Origin of the sequence: Avibacterium sp. 20-129, assembly GCF_026226845.1 — a bacterium.
Classification (GTDB): Bacteria; Pseudomonadota; Gammaproteobacteria; order Enterobacterales; family Pasteurellaceae; genus Avibacterium.
Map to the genome: position 1 here is coordinate 80,862 of NZ_JAKKOE010000001.1, position 21,533 is coordinate 102,394.

Below are 21,533 nucleotides of genomic sequence, written 5' to 3' on the forward strand. Positions count from 1 at the left end.
AAGGATATCCCTAAATAGAGATAAGGAGCATTTTATGAAAATTGTTTTTCTTGATAGCACAGCCATTCCAAAACACATTCCCATTCCACGCCCAAATTTTGAACATCAATGGGTGGAATATGCGCATACTTCACCAGAGCAAACCATTGAACGGGCGAAAGAGGCTGATATTGTCATTACTAGTAAGGTCGTGTTTGATCGCGAAACAATGAAACAGCTCCCTAAATTGAAATTAATTGCGATCACAGCTACGGGTACAAATAATGTGGACTTAGAGGCAGCCAAAGCACTTGGGATTGTCGTGAAAAATGTTACAGGTTATTCTTCTGTTACCGTGCCTGAACACGTTTTGGGTTTAATTTTTGCCTTAAAACACAGTTTAATGAATTGGTATAAGGATCAACTCAGTGCAAAATGGGCAAATAGCAAACAGTTTTGTTATTTTGATTACCCCATCACCGATGTAAAAGGCTCTACCTTAGGCGTTGTAGGCAAAGGCAATCTGGGGAAAGAAATCGGCCGTTTAGCTGAAGCCTTAGGAATGAAAGTGATTTATGCGGAACGCAAAGGGGCTACAACAGTGCGTGAGGGATATTTACCTTTTGAGCAAGTGTTACAAGAGGCGGATATTGTTACCTTACATTGCCCTTTAACGCCAGACACCACAAATTTGATCAATGCGGAAACCTTAAAATTAATGAAGCCGACGGCGTATTTAATCAATACAGGGCGTGGGCCTTTAGTGGATGAAAAAGCCTTAGTGGAAGCATTGGAAAATGGCACAATTGCCGCCGCAGCGTTAGATGTATTAGTGAAAGAGCCACCTGAGAAAGATAACCCACTTATTCAAGCGGCAACGCGTTTACCAAATTTAATTATTACCCCGCACATTGCTTGGGCATCGGATGGTGCGGTGGAAATTTTGGTGAAAAAAGTGACACAAAATATGGAAGAATTTGTCGCAACAGGCAAATAATTTTATTGCAGGACGACATTTCCCCTGTTCAGCAGGGGAAATTTTGATAAATATTTATGATGAATTTACCGATTTCTTTATTTATTGCCCTACGCTATTGGCGTGCGAAAAGTGCAGATCGCTTTGGGCGATTAGTCACCAATCTTGCGATGATGGGCATTGTGCTAGGCATTATGGCATTAATCATCGTGCTTTCGGTAATGAATGGCTTGGAAAATCAGCAAAAAAAACAAGTGCTTTCCACGATTCCCCACGCCATAATGACGCCAAAATCGGGGAATTTATCCCTTGCTGCGCCCATTCCCACAATGCCAGCTTTCGTACAGCGAGCGATTCCTATTAATACCACGAATGTCATTTTGCAAGCGCCACAGGGCGTGAGTGCAGGACAAGTGATCGGTATTCAACACTTTTCTGATGATCCCTTATTAGCACATTTTCAGGCGCAGACTTTTGAACAATTATTGCCAGCAGGTGAATTTAAATTGCTGATTGGTGCGCAATTAGCACAAAAATTGCATTTACAGATTGGTGATAAAGTGCGTTTAATGATCACCGAAAATAGCCAATACACGCCCTTTGGGCGCGTGCCAGTACAGCGTTTATTTACCATTAGCGATATTTATTTTGCTTCAGGGCAAAATGACACAAACGCCGTGTTTGCCAATCTTTCAGATATTGGTCGATTGATGCGTATTCCGCCACAGCAAATGCAAGGTTATCGCTTATTTTTGGCTGATCCTTTTGATATTACCAAACTTTCTCAATATTTCAGCCCAGAGAAATGGCAGATAGTCGATTGGCGTAGCCAGAAAGGGGAATTTTTCCAAGCAGTCAAAATGGAAAAAAATATGATGGGCTTGCTGATTAGCCTGATTATTGTGGTTGCCATCTCAAATATTGTTACTTCGCTTAGCTTAATGGTAGTGGATAAACAAGGGGAAATCGCGATTTTGCAAACGCAAGGGTTAAATAAATCTCAAGTACGCAGTCTGTTTATTTGGCAAGGGTTATTGGTTGGGATTACTGGAACGCTGATTGGAACGCTGCTTGGTGTGCTAACCACGTTAAATTTAGATTTCCTTATGGCGTGGTTTAATCCAGAAAATATTCGTTTGCCAACAGAACTCAATTATTCACAGATTGTGATTATTGTTGCGCTATCCTTATTATTTTCTTTATGTTCAACCATTTATCCAGCTTACCGCGCAGCACGAATTGAGCCAGCAGAAGCATTGCGCTATGAATAATGTGATCCTATAGTGCGGTGCTTTTTTACGCGATTTTAATGATAAAACAGAAAAAACGAGAAAAGAATGACAGAGAAGCAAATTTTACTCAGCTGCCAACAGTTAAGCAAGGTTTACCAAGAAGGGGAAAACCGAACGTCAGTGCTAAAAGAGGTTACTTTTTCAATGGAAGAAGGCGAGTTAGTGGCGATTGTGGGCAGTTCAGGTTCAGGCAAAAGTACGTTATTACATACGCTAGGTGGCTTAGATCAGCCAACCAGTGGGGAAGTGTTCATTAAAGGGCAATCTTTGCAGCAAACCAGCGCCGACGAATTAGCAAAATTACGCAATCACTATATGGGCTTTGTTTATCAATTTCATCATTTAATGGCGGATTTTAGTGCGTTAGAAAACGTGATGATGCCAATGCTAATTGGTAAACAATCGCGTAGTGAGGCACAAGATCGTGCAGAACAAATGCTACAAGCGGTTGGCTTATCTCATCGCATTAAACATCGTCCTTCTGCCTTATCTGGTGGTGAGCGTCAGCGGGTTGCCATTGCCCGTGCTTTAGTGAATCAGCCCGCTTTAGTGTTAGCCGATGAACCCACAGGGAATTTGGATCGTAAAACCACGGAAAGCATTTTTGAACTTATTTTGAAATTAAACCAAGAGCAAAAAATTGCCTTTTTATTGGTGACTCACGATTTGCAGTTGGCGGCGAAATTGTCTCGCCGAATGGTGATGCAAGACGGCGTATTGCGTGGAGAAAGCTAGATGAACGCACCTTTTTTTATTAGCTGGCGTTATCAGCGAGGGAAGCAAAAAAACCGTTTGGTTTCGCTGATTTCAATGTTTTCTACCCTTGGTATTGCACTGGGCGTAATGGTATTGATTGTGGGGTTAAGTGCAATGAACGGCTTTGAACGTGAGCTGAATAAGCGAATTTTAGCTGTTGTGCCACATGTTGAGATTTCAGCCTATTCTGAACAGGGCGATAGCACAGCAATAAAAAATTGGCAAAATTTAACCGCACTTTTAAAACAGGATCCTAACGTGGTGGCAAGTTCCCCTTTTGTGAGCTTTACCGCATTAGTAGAAAATGGCACCAAGCTAAAAGTGGTGCAAGTCAAAGGGGTTGAAGCCGAAAAGCAAGATCAGGTGAGCGCCTTAGGGCAATTTGTATTAGGCGATGGCTGGCAGCGTTTTTCCCGTGAAGGGGGATTGGTATTAGGATCTGGCATTGCGCGTGAATTAGCGGTGAAAGAAGGGGATTGGGTAACGTTGTTAATTTCCCAATCAGACGGCACCAATAATTTTACCCAGCCAATGCGTGAGCGTATTCAGATTACAGGAATTTTACGCCTTGATGGACAGCTCGATCACCGCTATGCGTTAATTCCCCTTGCCACCGCACAGCAATTTTTGGATTATTCGGCGGATGAAGTCAGCGGGATAGAACTTAAGGTGCAACACCCTTTTGCCGTGCAACAGTTGAATTATCCTACCTTGCAACAGTATCCACAGTTTTTATCCGCGCAAAATTGGATTAGCCAATTTGGCTATATGTATCGCGACATTCAGCTTATTCGCACCGTAATGTATTTAGCGATGGTGCTAGTGATTGGCGTGGCTTGTTTTAATATTATCTCAACCTTGATTATGGCGGTGAAAGATAAGCAGGGCGATATTGCGATTATGCGCACGCTCGGCGCAAATGATCGCTTTATTAAACGAATTTTTATCTGGTATGGCTTACTGGCTGGAATGAAAGGCTGTGTAATTGGGTTAGTGCTAGGTTGCATAACGGCATTAAATCTCACGCAATTAATTAAAGGCATTGAATTTTTAATTGGCAGAAAGCTACTTTCTGATGGTGTGTATTTCGTGGATTTTTTACCGAGCGAACTACATTGGCAAGATATTGCCGTGGTTTTTTTGGTGGCATTAGTGTTAAGTTTAATCGCCAGTTTGTATCCAGCAAGTCGGGCAGCGAAATTACAACCTGCACAAGTTTTAAGCAGTCATTAAAAATTTATTAATAATATCTTTAAACTAGTTTACTAGTACAAAAATGCGTGTTACATTGACACGCAATTCAGTATTCGCAATACGAATAAGCAAGTGATGATCAAAGACAAATCAAGATGTAAGAGAGTGATGTATGACAAAAAGCAAAAATGATATTTATATTGCTAACGACGATACCCGAATTGGCAACGTAGAGCAGGTGTTACCACCTATTGCGTTAATTGAAAAATATCCAGCAAGCGACGTGGCAATTAACACCGTAAAAAAAGCTCGCCAACAAGCACACAATATTATTCATCGCAAAGATGATCGTTTGCTTGTGGTTATTGGGCCTTGTTCTATTCACGATCCGAAATCTGCATTGGAATATGCACAACGAATCAAAGCAATGCGTGAGAAATATCAAGATAGTTTAGAAATTATTATGCGTGTCTATTTTGAAAAACCGCGTACAACCGTAGGTTGGAAAGGATTGATTAACGATCCTTATCTCAACAACAGTTATGCGTTAAATGATGGTTTACGTATTGCGCGCAAATTATTGTTGGATATTAATAATTTAGAAGTGCCAGCAGCAGGCGAATTTTTGGATATGATCACACCGCAATATGTTGCTGATTTTATGAGCTGGGGGGCAATCGGGGCAAGAACGACGGAATCGCAAGTTCATCGTGAATTAGCTTCGGGCTTATCTTGTGCAGTGGGTTTTAAAAATGCAACCAATGGTGGTGTACGCATTGCCCTTGATGCAATTGGTGCAGCAGAAGCCCCGCATTATTTCCTTTCGGTAACAAAATTTGGTCATTCTGCCATTGTTTCCACTAAAGGAAATGCAGATTGCCATATTATTTTACGTGGTGGCGATAAAGGGCCAAATTACAGTGCAAAAGATGTCAATGAGGTCTGTGAAAGTATTGAGAAGAGCGGTCGTATTCCACACGTTATGGTGGATTTCAGTCACGCAAACAGCAGTAAGCAATTTAAAAAACAATTAGAGGTTTGCGCTGATGTGTGTCAGCAAATTGCACTGGGTTCAAATCAAATTTTTGGTGTGATGATTGAAAGCAATTTGGTAGAAGGCAGACAAGATCTTGTGGATGGTAAAGAATTGGTTTACGGACAAAGTATCACCGATGCTTGCATTGGCTGGGAAGATTCAGAATTGGTATTGGAGCAACTTTCAAACGCTGTAATCGCTCGTCGTCGTGTAAATCGCTAATTGGATTTTTGTAGAGAGAAAGGCTGAATTGAGAAAATTCAGTCTTTTTTATATTTTTCAAGTAAGGTTATTTTTTGCGAGGCAGATCAAATTTCGAGAATTTTCGCATAAAAATGACTAAAAATTTGGTGCTATAATTCACCGCACTTTGAAATTGAAAGGACATATTAAAAGGAGTTAATGTGAAATTAGATGAGTTAGCTAAACTTGCTGGGGTTTCCAGAACAACGGTAAGTTATGTTGTCAATGGTAAAGCAAAGCAATATAGAGTGAGTGATAAAACCATTGAAAAAGTGCAATCCTTAATCAAGGAATATGATTTTAAACCTAATGCAATGGCAGCAGGGTTGCGAGCAGGGAAAACCAATACCATAGGCTTGATTATTCCTGATTTTGAAAATATGAGCTATGCCAGAATTGCTCATCAGCTTGAGCAAAAATTTCGTGAAAAAGGTTATCAACTCTTGATCGCTTGTTCTAATGATAATCCAAATAATGAAATGGCTTGTGCCAAACACCTTTTTCAGCGCAAAATTGATGCGTTAATTGTTTCAACCTCATTACCTACAGAGAATGGGTTTTATCAGCAAAGTAAGGTGCCTGTATTTGGTTTTGACCGAAAAATCAGCGCGGATAATGTGGTTAATGTGCTATCTGATGATAGGAATGATGCTTATCGTCTAGCGCAAGATTTATTTAAACAGCAGTCTTTTAAAAATATTCTCTTTTTTGGGGCGTTGCCTGAACTTCCAACCAGCAAGGAACGTGAAGTGGGATTTTGTCAGGCATTAAAAGAGCGGTCGGAAAATTCAGCAGAATTTCTTTATAGCGAGCAATTCCACCGAGATTCTGCGGCACAAACCTTTGAGCAATGGCTTGTCACAAATCCCTTGCCAGATGCCTTATTTGTTACCTCTTTAACCTTGTTACAGGGGATATTCCAAGTGCTATTAAGGCAGAATAAAGGCATTCCACAACAATTAGCCATTGCTACTTTTGGCGATCACGAAATGTTAGAACTATTAGCCAATAAAACCCTCTGTGCAGTGCAGGATCATAAGAAAATTGCGGATAAATTGTTAGATTTAGTGTTAGAACGCCTTAAGCATAAATCAGCCCAAGAAAGCTTACCTGCACCGAGTAAGATCTTGCGAGATTTAGTTTATCATTGCTAATCAGAGAAAGGCGGTGGAGGGAGCGGTTCTGGCTTGCCTAAAAAGTGCGGTTCTTTTTCAACAAGAAGATCTAATACGGCTTGCAAACGAGCAAAAAACTCACGGAAGCGGACAAACATATAGCCGCTCGGATAGTCTGCCGCAAAACAGATCGCATCAATATTATGGTATTTGGCAATAAACAAAGCCCGCTCACAATGAAAGCGCTGTGTAATGATGGTGATCGAATGGGCTTTAAAAACCTGATCAGCACGGATTACGGAATCTAAGGTACGAAATCCCGCATAATCTAAATACATAAATTCCTCTGGTATCCCCATTTTTATGAGGTCTTTAAACATTGTTCGTGGCTCATTATATTCCATTGTGCGGTTATCCCCACTTAGTAGCAAATAATCTACTTTCCGTTCTTTAAACAGGTTATTCGCCGCTAATAACCGATAGGAATAGAATAAATTTGGCGTATTTTTACTGAAATATTTTGATGTACCTAACACCAATCCATAAGGGCGATAGGGCAGTTTTGCTATATCGGTATAAATACCTTGACGAACATAAAAGCCAATGGCTTGATCGACAAGCACAAGCAATAAGCCGCAGAGAAAAATGAGGAACAGGCTATACCGTAGAACTTTTCTAGGCAGGTAGCTAACCCATCGAAAAGAAAAAAGGTAACGGAAAAAGGATTTCAGCATAAAATTCGTATTTTTTTATCTTTTGCGTATCAAAATAATAAAAAAGACTAGTAAATTCAAGCAAATTTATTCTAAAATACGTCTAGAGGTTTAGACGTCTAAAAATCTTGGCGAGGTATAAGGCTAACGGTAGTCTATGTTGCCTAACCTTTGCAAGATGGCATCAATGGAATAATGGACTAGGTAATGGCAGTACAAACAGCAACACTTTTTACTCAAACACCACTCAAACTCACTTTAGCTGGACAGCTTGAGCATATTGATGTTGCTTACCAAACCTATGGCAAGTTAAATGAGGATAAAAGTAATGCCGTGTTGATTTGCCACGCATTAACCGGAGATGCAGAACCCTATCACCCTGATCCCAACCAAACAGGTTGGTGGCAGAATTTTATGGGCGAAGGTTTGGCACTAGATACATCAAAATATTTTTTCATTTGTTCTAACGTGCTAGGTGGTTGCAAAGGGACAACAGGGCCTTCTTCGGTAAATCCAAAAACACAAAAGCCTTATGGCAGCCAGTTTCCGCATATTCTTGTGCAAGATATTGTAAAAGTACAAAGGGCGCTGCTTGATTATCTTCAAATCCCACACTTAAAAGGCATTGTTGGGGGGTCTTTTGGTGGAATGCAAGCCACTCAGTGGGCAATAGATTATCCGGATTTTATGGATAACATCGTAAATCTTTGCTCTTCCCTGTATTTTAGTGCAGAAGCTATCGGCTTTAATCACGTTATGCGTCAAGCCATTATAACTGATCCTAATTTTAATAATGGCGATTATTATGAAGGTGAGCCACCTATGCAAGGGTTATCTATTGCGCGAATGTTAGGAATGCTTACCTATCGTACTGATATTCAGCTTGCCAAAGCCTTTGGGCGTGCGACGAAAGTAGAAGGGCAGTACTGGGGAGACTATTTCCAAGTAGAATCTTATCTCAGTTATCAAGGGCAGAAATTTCTCGATCGTTTTGATGCGAATAGCTATTTGCATTTGTTGCGTGCCTTGGATTTATATGATCCCGCCTTAGGTTATGAAAACACATATCAAGCGTTATCACGCATTACCGCACGTTATAGCCTAATTGCGGTGAGCAATGATCAGCTTTTTAAAGCGGTGGACGTGAGAAAAAGTAGAGCAATGCTTGAAGACGCAGGGGTAAATTTAACTTATCACGAGTTTCCTTCTGATTATGGACACGATGCGTTTTTAGTGGCTTACGATGCTTTTGAAGGACTTATTCGTCAGGGATTAGAAAGCGAGTAATGCTTAAAATCGCGAAAAAATTAAGGGCTGAGAAATATCAGCCCTGATTTTTATCTGAACAGAGATTAAATTAAATTACTCACAAAAATAACTAAAATAATCAATGGAACGACATATTTTACATAGTTGAACCAAATGTTGGTGAAAGTAGAATTTGGTTTATCAGAAAGCTCTTTTTTTGCTTCCTCTTTCAACACAAAGCCGACGAAAATCGCACAGCCAAGTGCGGTGAGTAAAAAGAGAATATTTCCACTCACATAATCAAAAGCATCAAAAATACTTTTTCCAAAGAAGGTGACGTCTTTCAGTAAGTTATCGCTCAAAATAGATGGAATATTACCAAGTAAGAAAATTCCTCCAAGGGTGAGCATAATTGCTTTGCCTCGGCGCATTCTGAGTTTTTCTTGTAGTGCGGTGATAATCACTTCATAAATCGTGATAGAAGTGGTTAGTGCCGCAATGAGCAATAAACTAAAGAAGATAATGGCAAAAATGCGTCCAGCCCACATATGTGAGAACACAATAGGTAAACTTTGGAAGACAAGCGTTGGACCAGCATTGGGTTCAATACCAAAGCTGAATAACGATGGAAAAATCATAAATCCTGCTAAGACCGCAATAATGGTATTGGTAAAGCCAGTGATCACGGCAGTTTGTACTAAATTTTCTTCTTTACTGAGATAGCTTGAAAGGGTAATCAGCACGCCAAAACCTAAGCTAAGTGCAAAGAAAACTTGACCTAACACCATAATAAATAACTGCGGTGTAATTTTAGAAAAATCAGGTTTGAGATAATAAATAATGCCTTCTGCTGCGCCGGGTAAGGTGATGTTGCGGATAACCATTCCAATAAGGAAGATAAACAATAATGGCATTAAATATTTTACCGAACGTTCAATCCCACCGATAATCCCTTTCGCTAAAATAACATAGTTAATGGCGACAAAAATAAAGGTATAAAGGGCAATTTGTAGCGGGCTATTGCTAATGCTCTGTTCATAGAAGGTTTTGGCATACTCTTTGCTAATGGTGCTAGAAATATCAAGGCTACCAGAAATCAAGCTAATGATATAATTCATCACCCAACCGCCGAGTACCATATAATAAGCCATAATGCCGAATGCTCCGAGCAAGCCCATATAGCCAATAATTTTCCAATATTTTGAATGGGGTTTTGCGGTCAGTTTATCTTCAAAGGCATCAATGGAATTGACACGCAAACGGCGACCAATGACGTTTTCCACTAAGATCATCGGGATACCAATCACGATCATTGCTACGCAGAATAATAAAACGTATGCACCGCCGCCGTTTTCACCAACTAAATAAGGGAAACGCCAAGTCGCGCCAAATCCTACGGTTGCACCAGCCACAGTCATAATATAGGTTAAGCGGCTTGACCAAGTTTGTCGTTCAGATTTTTTTGTTGTCATAAATTACCTTAATTTTCAGTTTTGTCTTTGTATTCACAAAGATCTTCAATAATACAAGAACCGCAGCGAGGCTTGCGTGCAATGCAGGTATAACGCCCGTGCAAAATAAGCCAATGATGCACATCAACTTTAAATTCAGCTGGAACAACCTTGAGTAATTTTTCTTCTACCTGTAATACGGTTTTGCCGGGGGCAAAGTTTGTCCGATTACAGACACGGAAAATATGGGTATCTACCGCAATGGTAGGCTGACCAAATGCCGTATTTAACACCACATTCGCGGTTTTTCGCCCAACACCTGCTAAGGCTTCAAGTTCCTCACGCGTTTGCGGAATTTCACCATTGTGTTTTTCGATCAGATCACGACAGGTTTTAATAATATTCTCAGCTTTACTATTAAATAGACCAATGGTTTTAATATAGCTTTTTAAGCCATCTAATCCAAGATCTAAAATCGCTTGTGGTGTATTTGCCACAGGGAAGAGTTTTGCGGTGGCTTTATTCACCCCTTTATCTGTTGCCTGTGCAGACAAAATTACCGCGATCAATAACTCAAAAGGTGAATGATAATTCAATTCCGTCGTTGGATGAGGATTTTGATCCCGCAATCGCGTTAAAATTTCAATACGTTTTTGTTTATTCATTGTATTTATTGTTTTTTATCATCAATCAAGTTTTTCATCGCCAAAATTAACCCCAAACCAAGGAATGCCCCGGGAGGTAAAATAGCGAGTAAAAAGCTACTGTTTAGCTCAAAAAGATTTAAATGTAATGTGGTAGCCCAGTTGCCAAGCAGATTTTCCATTCCCATAAACAGTTTGCCTGTGCCTAACACTTCACGAATTGCCCCCAGTATTAACAAGCTAAACGCCATTCCTACGCCCATTGCAAAGCCATCAAAAAGTGAAAGCCATACACCATTTTTTGACGCAAAGGCTTCTGCACGACCAATGACAATACAGTTGGTGACAATTAAAGGAATAAAAATCCCTAAAGATTGATAAAGCGTGTACGTGTAAGCATTCATCATTAACTGCACAATGGTTACCGTAGTAGCAATAATCATCACATAAATAGGAATACGAATGGCGTGTGGAATATGCTTGCGGAATAGCGAAACCACTACATTGGTACACATTAGCACTACAATGGTCGCAATGCCTAAACCAAGGGCATTTGTCGCCGAGCTAGATACCGCAAGCAATGGGCAAAGCCCTAAAAGTTGCACAAGTGCGGGGTTATTATGCCAAAAGCCTTGCTTAAATAATTCACCCCATTGGCTTTTTACTTCGCTTATTGGCAGTTGAGATGGTGGTGTTTCCGCAGTGAAATCCATCTCATTTCCTAAAGTGCGGTGGGTTTTTTCACGATTTTCATTCATCAGTTTTGCTCCTCTTTCACCGCATTCACCTTCATTTGTTGTAACAAAGGTAAGGCAGAACGCTTGATTTGATTGACAATCGCGCGTGGCGTAATGGTTGCCCCAGTAAATTGATCAAATTGCCCACCGTCTTTTTTTACCGCCCAATCATTGAGATTATCGGTGCTAATTTTTTTGTGATTAAAGCTCAGCACCCAATCAGAAATACGTAATTCAATTTTATCGCCTAAGCCCGGTGTTTCTTTATGTTCAAGTACACGCAAGCCTAATACTTCACCTTGTGGCGTAATGCCAACAAGAAAACGAATATTGCCTGAATAGCCGTCTGGCGCAATGGTTTCATAGGCATAAGCCACTGGCTGATGATTTTTCTCCACGACACAGATTTTCTCAATACGCAAGGTTTTTGCTTGAGCAAAATGAGGCTCATCGCAACTGGTGAGTAAATCGTTATCATAGCTTTGCGGAGGAATAATTTGTGCGAGCAATTCTGCTTGTTGGTTGGCGATTGCTTGCGTAATAGGGGCTTTTGTTAAGAAATACACCGCAGCAGAAAGTGCGGTACAAATTAACGCAATAACACCTAAGATCACGCCATAGCGGAGGCTAATTTTTACCGTTTGCATTGCTTATTTCCTTCTATGTCCAGCCACGCGCGGGCGCGTGTAGTGATCAATGAGTGGCACACAAATATTTGCCAATAACACCGCAAATGCCACACCATCAGGGTAGTTACCATTGAAGCGGATCAGGCACACCAGTAAGCCAATAATCGTACCAAAAACCAGTTTACCTTTTGGGGTAATGGAAGAGGTAACAGGATCGGTTGCAATGAAAAATGCCCCGAACATCGTTGCACCACTAAACCACTGCCATAAAGGGCTTGGCCCATAAGAAGAAAGCAGCCAATGTAGTCCACTTACTAGTAACATTGTGGATAAAAAAGCCGTTGGAATTTGCCAATGAATAATTTTTTTCCAAATTAAAAAGAGCCCACCGAGTAAGAAGAAAAAATTCACTTGCGCCCAACCTAAACCAAGGTTGAGTTCCCCTTTTAATGGCAATACTTGTGCAAAAATCGGTGATTGATTGACTTCACTTATCGCCATATTGATTTTGCTTGCCGTTTTGACGGAATCTAACGGCGTGGCTTGAGTAATACCATCAATGGAATTGGTTAATTGATGTAGGTTGAAACCATCTGTGGTGATGCCGTGGAAAATCAACTGATAAGCATCTTGCAGGCTAGGCGGTTCATTTAATAGGGTTACAGGGGGAAGCCAAGCAGTCATTTGCACAGGAAAGGAAATGAGCAATACCACATAACCGACCATTGCAGGGTTAAACAAATTTTGCCCCAAGCCGCCATAAACGTGTTTGCCGAGTATTACGGCGCAGAATGTGCCAATTAAAATCACCCAATAAGGCGCATAAGGTGGAATTGCCATCGCGAGCATTAATGCCGTTAGCACGACGCTGAAATCACTAATATAAAACAGGGTTGGTTTTTTGCGTAAGCGAGTAACGATAAATTCCAACACTAACGCAAAGGAAATAGCGAGTAGGCTTTGAATCAACACACCAAAACCAAAATAATAAACTTGTGCCGCGAAAGCAGGCAACATAGCCAGTGCAACCCACAGCATAATGCGAGCAGTTAATTTGCCCGAGTGGGTATGTGGCGAACTCATCATTTTAAACATTGATAAACCTTATTCTTTTTCCTTGGATTGATTTTCTTTTGCTTGTTTCTTCGATTTTACCCGTGCAATAGCCGCCGCAATAGCGGCTTTTTTCGGATCAAGTGCGGTGGGATTTTCTTGCGTTTTTTCAACCGCACTTTGTATTACTGTTGAGCTTTCGCGGTTTTCAACCGCATTCTGTGTTGCCGTTGAACTTTCGTGGTTTTCTAACGCACTTTCGCGGTGTTCGCTTTCCATAGTCCCTTGTTTTTCAACAAGTGGCTGCGTCGCGTGGGAAGATTGTGCCGTGCCATTCTGTGCTTGTTTCTTCGCTTTTGCCCGTGCAATTGCCGCCGCAATAGCGGCTTTTTTCGGATCAAGTGCGGTGGGATTTTCTTGCGTTTTTTCAACCGCACTTTGTGTTGCCGTTGCGTTTTCGCGGTTTTCTATCGCACTTTCGCGGTGTTCACTTTTCACAGCCTCTTGTTCTTCAATAAGTGGCTGCGTCGCGTGGGCAGATTGTGCCGTGCCATTCTGTGCCTGTTTCTTCGCTTTTGCCCGCGCAATAGCGGCTTTTTTCGGAGCAAGTGCGGTGGGATTTTCTTGCGTTTTTTCAACTACACTTTGTGTTGTCGTTGCGTTTTCGCGATTTTCAATCACACCTTGTGCTGCCGTTGCACTTTCGCAGTTTTCTATCGCACTTTCGCGGTGTTCGCTTTTCACAGCCTCTTGTTCTTCAACAAGTTGCGACGTTGTGTGGGCAGATTGTGGCGTGCCATTCTGTGCCTGTTTCTTCGCTTTTGCCCGCGCAATAGCTGCCGCAATAGCGGCTTTTTTCGGATCAAGTGCGGTAGGATTTTCTTGCGTTTTTTCAACCGCACTTTGTGTTGCCGTTGCGTTTTCGCGATTTTCAATCGCATTCTGTGTTGCTGTTGAGCTTTCGCGGTGTTCGCTTTTCACAGCCTCTTGTTCTTCAACAAGTTGCGACGTTGTGTGGGCAGATTGTGGCGTGCCATTCTGTGCCTGTTTCTTCGCTTTTGCTCGTGCAATTGCCGCCGCAATAGCGGCTTTTTTCGGATCAAGTGCGGTGGGATTTTCTTGCGTTTTTTCAACCGCACTTTGTATTACTGTTGAGCTTTCGCGGTTTTCAACCGCATTCTGTGTTGCCGTTGAGCTTTCGTGGTTTTCTAACACACTTTCGCGGTGTTCGCTTTCCACAGTCCCTTGTTCTTCAACAAGTGGTTGTGTTGAGTGGGAAGATTGTGGCGTGCCATTCTGTGCCTGTTTCTTCGCTTTTGCTCGTGCAATAGCCGCCGCAATAGCCGCTTTTTTCGGATCAAGTGCGGTGGGATTTTCTTGCGTTTTTTCAACCGCACTTTGTATTGTCGTTGAATTTTCGCGGTTTTCTATCGCACTTTCACTATTTGTTTGAGTTGAATTTTCTGTGGTGTTGGCTTTTGCGTTTTCAGGTTGTGCATTATGGCTTGAGGCTTGTTTTCTTGCTTTGGCTCGCGCGAGTGCGGCAGCAATAGCGGCTTTTTTTGGATCAACTGTGAGATTTTCCGCAGAATTTGTGTTATGTGGATTTTCTTGCATTTGATTTTCTGATGCAGCACGTTCTTGTTCTGCTTGTTGGCGAGCTAAGCGACGAGCTTTGCGTTGCGCCATAATATCGGAATTATCTGGTTGAAGCTGACCTTTTTCATCTACAAAGGTTTTTACATTTGGAGTTTCGTTGTCCGTTTGTTTTTTGGCTTTTAGGCGCGCTAATGCCGCTTGAACAGGATCTATGCCGTTTTGTTTTGCGATTTCTTCACGACGTGCTTCGGCAGCACGTTGGGTACGCGCTTTGCGGGCTTGTTCTTCTTTCTCTAAACGTGCTTGGCGTGCTTCAAAGCGTAGTTTGGCTTCGTGGGATTTTTGTGCTTGTTCTTTGATTTCCCAAATTTTTGCTTTTTCTTGACGGAAATATTGGATAAGCGGAATGTGGCTTGGGCAAACATAGGCACACAAGCCACATTCGATACAATCTTGCAGGGCATATTGTTCTGATTTTTGATGATCTTCACTGCGTGCAAACCAATAGAGTTGCTGTGGCATTAAATGCACAGGACAAGCATCAGAGCAGGCAGAACAGCGAATACAAGCTTGTTCAGGTTCGGGTTCGGCATACTCAAAATGATCAGGCGCAAGCAAGCAGTTGGTGATTTTTGTAACTGGCGCGCTGAGATTTGGCAAAATAAAGCCCATCATAGGTCCGCCCATAAACACGGGAAAACGCCCATCATATTGGTAGCCGACTTGTTGCAATAGTGCAGAAATAGGTGTTCCCAAGCGTACCCATAAATTACCTTTGTGGGGGATTTTATCACCTGTCAGCGTTACCACTCGTTCAATTAAAGGTTCGTCATTTATCACCGCTCTTTTGATCGCAAAAGCGGTACCAACATTGTGCATTAGTACGCCAATGCTGGAAGAACGCTGTCCGCTTGGTACTTCAATGCCGGTTAGCACTTGAATAAGCTGTTTTGCTGCACCAGAAGGATATTTTGTGGGAATAACACGAATTTCAATATCATTTGCCCCTTTTAAGGCGTGTTTAAGGGCTTTAACGGCGTTGGGTTTATTGTCCTCAATGGCGATGACCACTTTTTCGGGGCTTAAAATATAGCGTAAGATCCGTATTCCTTCGATGATCTCGTTAGGATAATCTTGCATTAGCCGATCATCACAGGTGATATAAGGTTCACATTCTGCACCATTGATAATCAGCAGTTTTACTTTATTTTCTGCCGATTGAATTTTAGCCGCAGTAGGGAACACGGCACCGCCTAACCCCGCAATGCCGGCGTGATAAATTTTTTCGATAAGCTGTTCTGGCGTTTGGGTGAGAAAATCCTCAATCGGGTGTTGTGTACGCCATTGGTCTTTACCGTCTGCCTGAATTTGAATGGTTAGCTCAGGTAAGCCAGAAGGGTGGGCGGCAATATAAGGGGTAATGGCCGTAACAATGCCTGAAGTTGGGGCGTGTACGGGCAGATTACGCAAGCCTTCACCTAAGGTTAATGGCTGGCCTTTTAGCACCTTATCCCCTTCTTTTACCAACAGATTTCCCGCATTGCCTGCGTGCTGTTTAACTGGTACATAGTAGGTTTCTACCAACGCCGCTGGGCGAATTGGGACGTGATTAGATTGTGATTTCATTTCAGGCGGATGAATTCCTCCTGCGAAATCCCATAATCTTCCAGAATTAAAATGGGTTAATACATCAGCCATTATTTTTCCGCTCCCTGATTCTTTGAGTTGCGGTTTGCGGTAATATCTAGCACCGGAATGGTTAAGCTGGGATCGAATTTCCAATCCCAATGATCAATGTCTTGTTCTATTTTTATCATTGAAATGCAATCTGTCGGGCAAGGCGCAACACAGAGTTCACAACCTGTACAAAGATCTGGAATGACGGTGTGCATCGCTTTATTGGTGCCAATAATGGCATCAACGGGGCAGGCCTGAATACATTTGGTACAGCCAATACACATCGCTTCGTGAATCAGTGCGACTTTTGCGGCGTTATCTTCTTCATCAAATTCTGTTGCTGGTACGTCCACGCCTAATAAATCGGCAATTTTAACCACTAATGGCTGCCCACCCGGAATACATTTGGTAATCACATCACCTTGTGCAATTGCTTCAGCATAAGGTTTACAGCCGGGATAGCCACATTGCCCGCATTGGCTTTGTGGGAGCAGTGCATCAATTTTTTCTACGATAGGATCTGCTTGCACTTTTAGTTTGATTGAGGCTAAACCTAAAATAGCACCAAAAATTAAAGCAAGCACGCTGATAGCGAGAAGGACATAATATAAGGTTGTCATTTTACATTCTCACTATGCCAGCAAAGCCCATAAAGGCAAGGGACATTAGCCCTGCTGTAATCAAGGCGATAGATGCACCGCGAAATGGCATTGGCACATCTGCAGCGGCAAGGCGTTCACGCAAGGCGGCAAATAGCACCAGCACAAGAGAAAAACCAAGTGAAGCGCCAAAACCATAAACCACGGATTGGGTTAAATTATGGGCTAAATTGACATTGAGTAATGCCACGCCTAACACCGCACAGTTAGTGGTGATAAGGGGCAAAAATACACCGAGTAGGCGATAAAGGGTTGGGCTTGTTTTGTGAATGACCATTTCAGTAAATTGCACCACCACAGCAATCACTAAAATAAACACTAAGGTGCGTAAAAAATTGCCATTAAATGGCGTCAGTAAGTAGCGATCAATTAAATAGGAGCAAAGGGAGGCAACGGTGAGTACAAACATTGTAGCAAGCCCCATTCCAATGGCGGTTTCGATTTTTTTCGATACCCCCATAAAAGGACAAAGCCCTAGGAATTTCACTAGGACAAAGTTATTAATAAGTGCGGTGCTAATAATTAATAAAATATAGTCAGTCATCGGTTCATTATCCTTGCTTTCATTGCATTGTTATGATTTTTATATAGTTGAAAGCCAAGTTGTCAGAAAAAATCTCGCTCGCTATTATCCTAGTTTCTTGCTGGGATAACAATAGAAAATTTTAGGTAGTTTTGTTTCATCAGATCTGGATAATGTATAGGTGGAGACATAGATCTTCCAATAAAGTTAGAAAAATAATGTAAATTTAGACCGCACTTTAGTTTTTGCTAGGAAAAACCTTGTGAAAAGATGAAACGATGTGGTGGGACTAAGTGAGCTGTTTCTTTCTAAATTATTATGATAAATAATCCAAAAACGCCGCAAAATTCTCCACTTTAAATTCAAAACCCGCATCAATCAGGCGAGTGGGGCGAATGCGTTGGCTGTCTAATAATAATTGTGAGCGATCACCTAAAAGCCAACGTAATACAAATGCTGGCACGTTAGCGCAATGAGGGCGGTTAAGGAAATTTCCGAGCTGTTGGTTGAAATCCTGATTGGTGATCGGTTGTGGGGAAGCGAAGTTGAAGACGCCTTCATATTGTCTATTTTCTAATAAAAATAAAATTCCCGCGATCATATCTTGTAAGCTAATCCAAGCCCAATATTGTTTGCCACTACCGAGTTTTCCGCCTAAACCTAGGCGATATAACGGTAATATTTTGCTTAATGCACCGCCGTTTGGACTTAATACCATTGCCGTGCGTAATAAACAAACGCGAGTGTTGGCTTGCCTTGCCGCGGCTTCCCATTGTTGGCATAGCTGGGCGGGAAATTGTGTGCCAGCAGACGTTTTTTCATCAATCCAATGATCTTGGTGATCACCATAGAACCCCGTCGCTGATCCTGAAATCAAGGTGTGAGGCGGACAATCGCTTTGATTGATAAGTGCGGTTAAATTTTGTGTTAAATTTACTCGGCTTGCAAAAAGTTTGGCTTTTTGTTTGGTTGTCCAGCGGTGATTGAAAATAGGTTCACCGGCTAAATTAATGACGGCATCAAATTCATTGAGATTTTTTAATAACGCAAGACGATCAATTTGTTGTACTTCATTTGGAAACCGTTCTGGCTGAATGTTGCGTGTTAAAAGGCAAATTTTATGTCGTTTGGCGAGAAGTTGCGGGATCAAGGCTGAACCAATCAGCCCTGTGCCGCCTGTGAGTAAAATCTTCATTTATAGGCTCGTTTCAAATAATTCTTGCACTCGTTGCATTAACGCTAAAATCGCCGTGCCTGAGGTCGGTGTGATAAAAATAGTATCGTCTCCAGCAATCGTGCCAAGAATGCCATCGGCTTTGCCCACTGAATCTAATAAGCGAGCGATAAGCTGTGCTGCGCCGGGGCTGGTTTTCACCACGATCAAAAAATCGTTATGATCGATGTCTAACACCAAGTTTTTTAATGGGCTACTTGACGTTGGCACGCTTAATTCAGCGGGTAAACAGTACACCATTTCCATTCGGCTGTTGCGTGTGCGAACCGCCCCAAATTTGGTGAGCATTCGAGAAACTTTAGATTGATTAATATTATTAAAACCGAGCTGTTGTAGGGCGTTTACAATTTCCCCTTGTGAACCGAAACGTTCTTGTTCGAGCAAGGTTTTAAATGTAGCAATTAAATTATCATTTTTGTCTGTTGTCATCGTTTTAGGCTTCATAATAAGGTTGTATTGCAAATATGGGCAGGAATTTTGCATAAAAATTCAATTTTTAGCAAGTTGAAAACACCATAATAGAAAGGAAATTCAACAAGGTTAAAATAAATTTTTTAAAACTTTGAATTAGATCTCACTATTGAATTTCTCTGTTTGAATTTGCTAGGGGATAAGTCTAAAATTCAACTAATTTGATTTATAACCAAAAAGAGGAGTATTAGATGAAAGTTGCAGTTTTAGGTGCCGCAGGCGGAATTGGTCAAGCCTTAGCATTATTGTTAAAGTTACAGCTACCAGCTGGTTCAGAATTATCGCTTTATGATATTGCCCCTGTTACGCCCGGTGTTGCCGTGGACGTTAGCCATATTCCAACCGCGGTAACAGTGCAGGGGTTCTCAGGGGAAGATCCTACACCTGCGTTACAAGGCGCAGATGTGGTGTTAATTTCTGCGGGGGTTGCGCGCAAGCCGGGTATGGATCGTTCAGATTTATTTAATATTAATGCGGGAATTGTGCGTAATCTGGTTGAAAAAGTTGCGCAAGCTTGCCCGAAAGCCTGCATTGGGATCATTACAAATCCAGTCAATACAACAGTAGCTATTGCGGCAGAAGTGTTGAAAAAAGCAGGTGTTTATGACAAACGTAAATTATTTGGTGTTACGACACTTGATGTTCTTCGTTCTGAAACTTTTGTGGCAGCGTTAAAAGAACTTGATGTTTCTCGCGCAGCTGTACCAGTGATTGGTGGACATTCAGGGGTGACCATTTTACCGTTATTATCTCAAGTGCCGTATGCACAATGGAAAGAGGAAGAAATTGCGCCACTGACAAAACGTATTCAAAATGCTGGAACAGAAGTGGTGGAAGCAAAAGCGGGCGGCGGTTCTGCAACCCTTTCTATGGCACAAGCCGCTGCACGTTTTGCCCGTTCTTTAGTAAAAGGTCTGAGCGGTCAAACTGTGGTGGAATGTAGTTATGTCGAGGGCGATGGTCAATACGCACGTTTCTTTGCACAGCCAGTTCGTTTAGGTAAAGAAGGGGTAGAAGAAATTCTGCCAATTGGTGAATTAAGTGCTTTTGAGCAAAAAGCATTAGAAGATATGCTACCAACATTACGTGCTGATATTGAATTAGGCGAGAAATTTGTTAATGGCTAATTTTTTGCTAGAAAGTAAAAAAGGGCATTTTTTGTGATGCCCTTTTTTAATGGCGGTGATGGGCATTATTTCACACTTTGCCCCAAATGAATTTCATAACCCAAATTAATAATATGGCTTTGCACAGGGAGGCCTTTTAAGCGGTTTAGTAATTCTTGTGCGGCGATCTTGCCAATTTCTAACCTTGGCGTAATCACGGTTGCGAGCTGGGGTGTCATTGATTGTCCGACATCGTGGCCGTGAAAGCCAGCAATTGCCATTTCTTGTGGGATTTTAATCCCTAATCGTTGGCATTCAAAGATAGCCCCTATGGCTAAATCATCATTGGTACAAAAAATCCCGTTAGTGTCAGGATATTCACTCAAGGCTTGGCGAAGTAAATGTGCGCCTAAGGTGAAAGAAGAGGGTTCAGAGGTAATTAAACTATGTGGCGTGAGACCGTGCTTTTTCATTGCATTTTCATAGCCTTGCATTTTTAATTGGGTGCGTTTATCCATTCGAGCGGTAAAATATACGATCTTGTTATGACCATAATGGATCATCGTTTCTACCATAGATTGCGCTGCCGCCACATTATCAAAGCCTACCACTTGTTGAATACCCATTTCGCTACTATCCATAATTTCAATCACAGGAATATTGGCGACTTCCAACATTTTTAGGGTTCGTGGACTATGATGATTTTCCGATAAAATCAAGCCATCCACATTATAAGAAAGTAGGCTTTCAATACGTTGTTCTTCTTTTTTTTCGCTATATCCGTAGTGTGCGACCATTGTTTGATAGCCCGCTTTGTCTGTAATTAGCTCAATGCCTTTTAGCACTTCAGCAAATACTTGGTTTGTGAGCGAGGGGAGTAATACACCAATGGCAAGGCTTTTCGCATTAGATAAAATATCTGGTGCACGATTAGGGATATAGCCAAATTGCTCAATCGCCGTGGCAATTTTTTGCTGGGTTTCTGGTGCAACAGAATCGGGCTGACGTAAATAACGGCTAATCGTCATTTTCGTTAAACCAAGATGATCGGCAATCATTTGTAATGTAGGGCGTTTTCGTCTATTCATTAGTGATATTTATCAGCAAAATAATAAGGCACATTTTAACTGATTTAAGACAAAAATTTCACAAAAAATCACCGCACTTGATAAATCAGCGTATAATAACCTCATTCACT

General features: G+C 41.6%; 20 protein-coding genes. 8 read left to right on the top strand and 12 right to left on the bottom strand.

Annotated features, from left to right (window positions below; translation table 11 throughout):
- Positions 1-34 precede the first annotated feature (34 nt).
- The 6 genes from L5B90_RS00335 (at position 35) to cra (ending at position 6,630) form a co-directional block, all read left to right on the top strand.
- A complete protein-coding gene (locus tag L5B90_RS00335) occupies positions 35-976 on the top strand; it encodes a 2-hydroxyacid dehydrogenase (RefSeq protein WP_250363143.1) in 942 nt (313 codons plus the stop codon).
- Positions 977-1,035: 59 nt separating this feature from the next.
- Positions 1,036-2,226 carry a lipoprotein-releasing ABC transporter permease subunit gene (locus L5B90_RS00340; protein WP_250364572.1) on the top strand — a complete coding sequence of 397 codons (1,191 nt, stop codon included), beginning with the start codon at positions 1,036-1,038 and terminating at the stop codon, positions 2,224-2,226.
- Between the two features lie 66 nt (positions 2,227-2,292).
- Positions 2,293-2,982, top strand: a complete 690-nt coding sequence (gene lolD / locus L5B90_RS00345) for a lipoprotein-releasing ABC transporter ATP-binding protein LolD (RefSeq protein WP_250363142.1) — start codon at positions 2,293-2,295, stop codon at positions 2,980-2,982.
- Entirely contained in the window at positions 2,983-4,236 is a 1,254-nt protein-coding gene (gene lolE, locus L5B90_RS00350; protein ID WP_265761831.1) for a lipoprotein-releasing ABC transporter permease subunit LolE, read from the top strand.
- A 133-nt stretch (positions 4,237-4,369) separates the two neighbouring features.
- Positions 4,370-5,455 carry a 3-deoxy-7-phosphoheptulonate synthase AroG gene (gene aroG / locus L5B90_RS00355; RefSeq protein WP_268738953.1) on the top strand — a complete coding sequence of 362 codons (1,086 nt, stop codon included), beginning with the start codon at positions 4,370-4,372 and terminating at the stop codon, positions 5,453-5,455.
- 182 nt (positions 5,456-5,637) lie between these two features.
- A complete protein-coding gene (gene cra / locus L5B90_RS00360) occupies positions 5,638-6,630 on the top strand; it encodes a catabolite repressor/activator (protein WP_265761832.1) in 993 nt (330 codons plus the stop codon).
- Here the strand turns inward: cra and L5B90_RS00365 are convergent.
- Positions 6,627-7,325 (bottom strand): SanA/YdcF family protein, encoded by a 699-nt coding sequence (locus L5B90_RS00365; RefSeq protein ID WP_265761834.1) that lies wholly within the window; start codon positions 7,323-7,325, stop codon positions 6,627-6,629. The genes cra and L5B90_RS00365 overlap by 4 nt on opposite strands.
- 186 nt (positions 7,326-7,511) lie before the next feature.
- Here L5B90_RS00365 and metX point away from each other — a divergent pair, with 186 nt between their 5' ends.
- Positions 7,512-8,591 (top strand): homoserine O-acetyltransferase MetX, encoded by a 1,080-nt coding sequence (gene metX, locus L5B90_RS00370; protein WP_265761835.1) that lies wholly within the window; start codon positions 7,512-7,514, stop codon positions 8,589-8,591.
- Positions 8,592-8,656: 65 nt separating this feature from the next.
- Here the strand turns inward: metX and L5B90_RS00375 are convergent, their stop codons facing one another.
- The 10 genes from L5B90_RS00375 to argR form a co-directional block, all read right to left on the bottom strand.
- Entirely contained in the window at positions 8,657-10,024 is a 1,368-nt protein-coding gene (locus L5B90_RS00375) for a sodium-dependent transporter (protein WP_250350048.1), read from the bottom strand.
- 8 nt (positions 10,025-10,032) lie between these two features.
- Complete coding sequence (gene nth, locus L5B90_RS00380) at positions 10,033-10,668, bottom strand: endonuclease III (RefSeq protein WP_250350049.1); 636 nt, start codon at positions 10,666-10,668, stop codon at positions 10,033-10,035.
- A gap of 5 nt (positions 10,669-10,673) precedes the next feature.
- The gene (locus L5B90_RS00385) at positions 10,674-11,360 is read right to left on the bottom strand and encodes an electron transport complex subunit E (RefSeq protein ID WP_268738966.1); all 687 of its coding nucleotides are present in this window, start codon (positions 11,358-11,360) and stop codon (positions 10,674-10,676) included.
- 44 nt (positions 11,361-11,404) lie between these two features.
- Positions 11,405-12,031, bottom strand: a complete 627-nt coding sequence (gene rsxG / locus L5B90_RS00390; protein ID WP_250363137.1) for an electron transport complex subunit RsxG — start codon at positions 12,029-12,031, stop codon at positions 11,405-11,407.
- 3 nt (positions 12,032-12,034) lie between these two features.
- Positions 12,035-13,108, bottom strand: a complete 1,074-nt coding sequence (rsxD, locus tag L5B90_RS00395; protein WP_265761836.1) for an electron transport complex subunit RsxD — start codon at positions 13,106-13,108, stop codon at positions 12,035-12,037.
- Positions 13,109-13,117: 9 nt separating this feature from the next.
- Positions 13,118-16,363 (bottom strand): electron transport complex subunit RsxC, encoded by a 3,246-nt coding sequence (gene rsxC / locus L5B90_RS00400; RefSeq protein WP_442778754.1) that lies wholly within the window; start codon positions 16,361-16,363, stop codon positions 13,118-13,120.
- Complete coding sequence (rsxB, locus tag L5B90_RS00405; RefSeq protein WP_265761837.1) at positions 16,363-16,962, bottom strand: electron transport complex subunit RsxB; 600 nt, start codon at positions 16,960-16,962, stop codon at positions 16,363-16,365. The genes rsxC and rsxB overlap by 1 nt, the downstream gene beginning before the upstream one ends.
- 1 nt (position 16,963) lies before the next feature.
- Positions 16,964-17,545, bottom strand: a complete 582-nt coding sequence (gene rsxA / locus L5B90_RS00410; RefSeq protein WP_250350054.1) for an electron transport complex subunit RsxA — start codon at positions 17,543-17,545, stop codon at positions 16,964-16,966.
- Positions 17,546-17,840: 295 nt separating this feature from the next.
- A complete protein-coding gene (locus tag L5B90_RS00415) occupies positions 17,841-18,719 on the bottom strand; it encodes a TIGR01777 family oxidoreductase (RefSeq protein ID WP_265761838.1) in 879 nt (292 codons plus the stop codon).
- Positions 18,720-19,187: a transcriptional regulator ArgR gene (gene argR / locus L5B90_RS00420; protein WP_250351677.1), complete on the bottom strand. Its 468-nt coding sequence runs from the start codon at positions 19,185-19,187 to the stop codon at positions 18,720-18,722.
- Between the two features lie 233 nt (positions 19,188-19,420).
- On the opposite strand from argR, the gene mdh reads away from it, so the two are divergent.
- Positions 19,421-20,356 carry a malate dehydrogenase gene (mdh, locus tag L5B90_RS00425; RefSeq protein ID WP_265761839.1) on the top strand — a complete coding sequence of 312 codons (936 nt, stop codon included), beginning with the start codon at positions 19,421-19,423 and terminating at the stop codon, positions 20,354-20,356.
- Between the two features lie 65 nt (positions 20,357-20,421).
- Here the strand turns inward: mdh and gntR are convergent, their stop codons facing one another.
- Entirely contained in the window at positions 20,422-21,423 is a 1,002-nt protein-coding gene (gene gntR, locus L5B90_RS00430) for a gluconate operon transcriptional repressor GntR (protein WP_265761840.1), read from the bottom strand.
- Between the last annotated feature and the right edge of the window lie 110 nt (positions 21,424-21,533).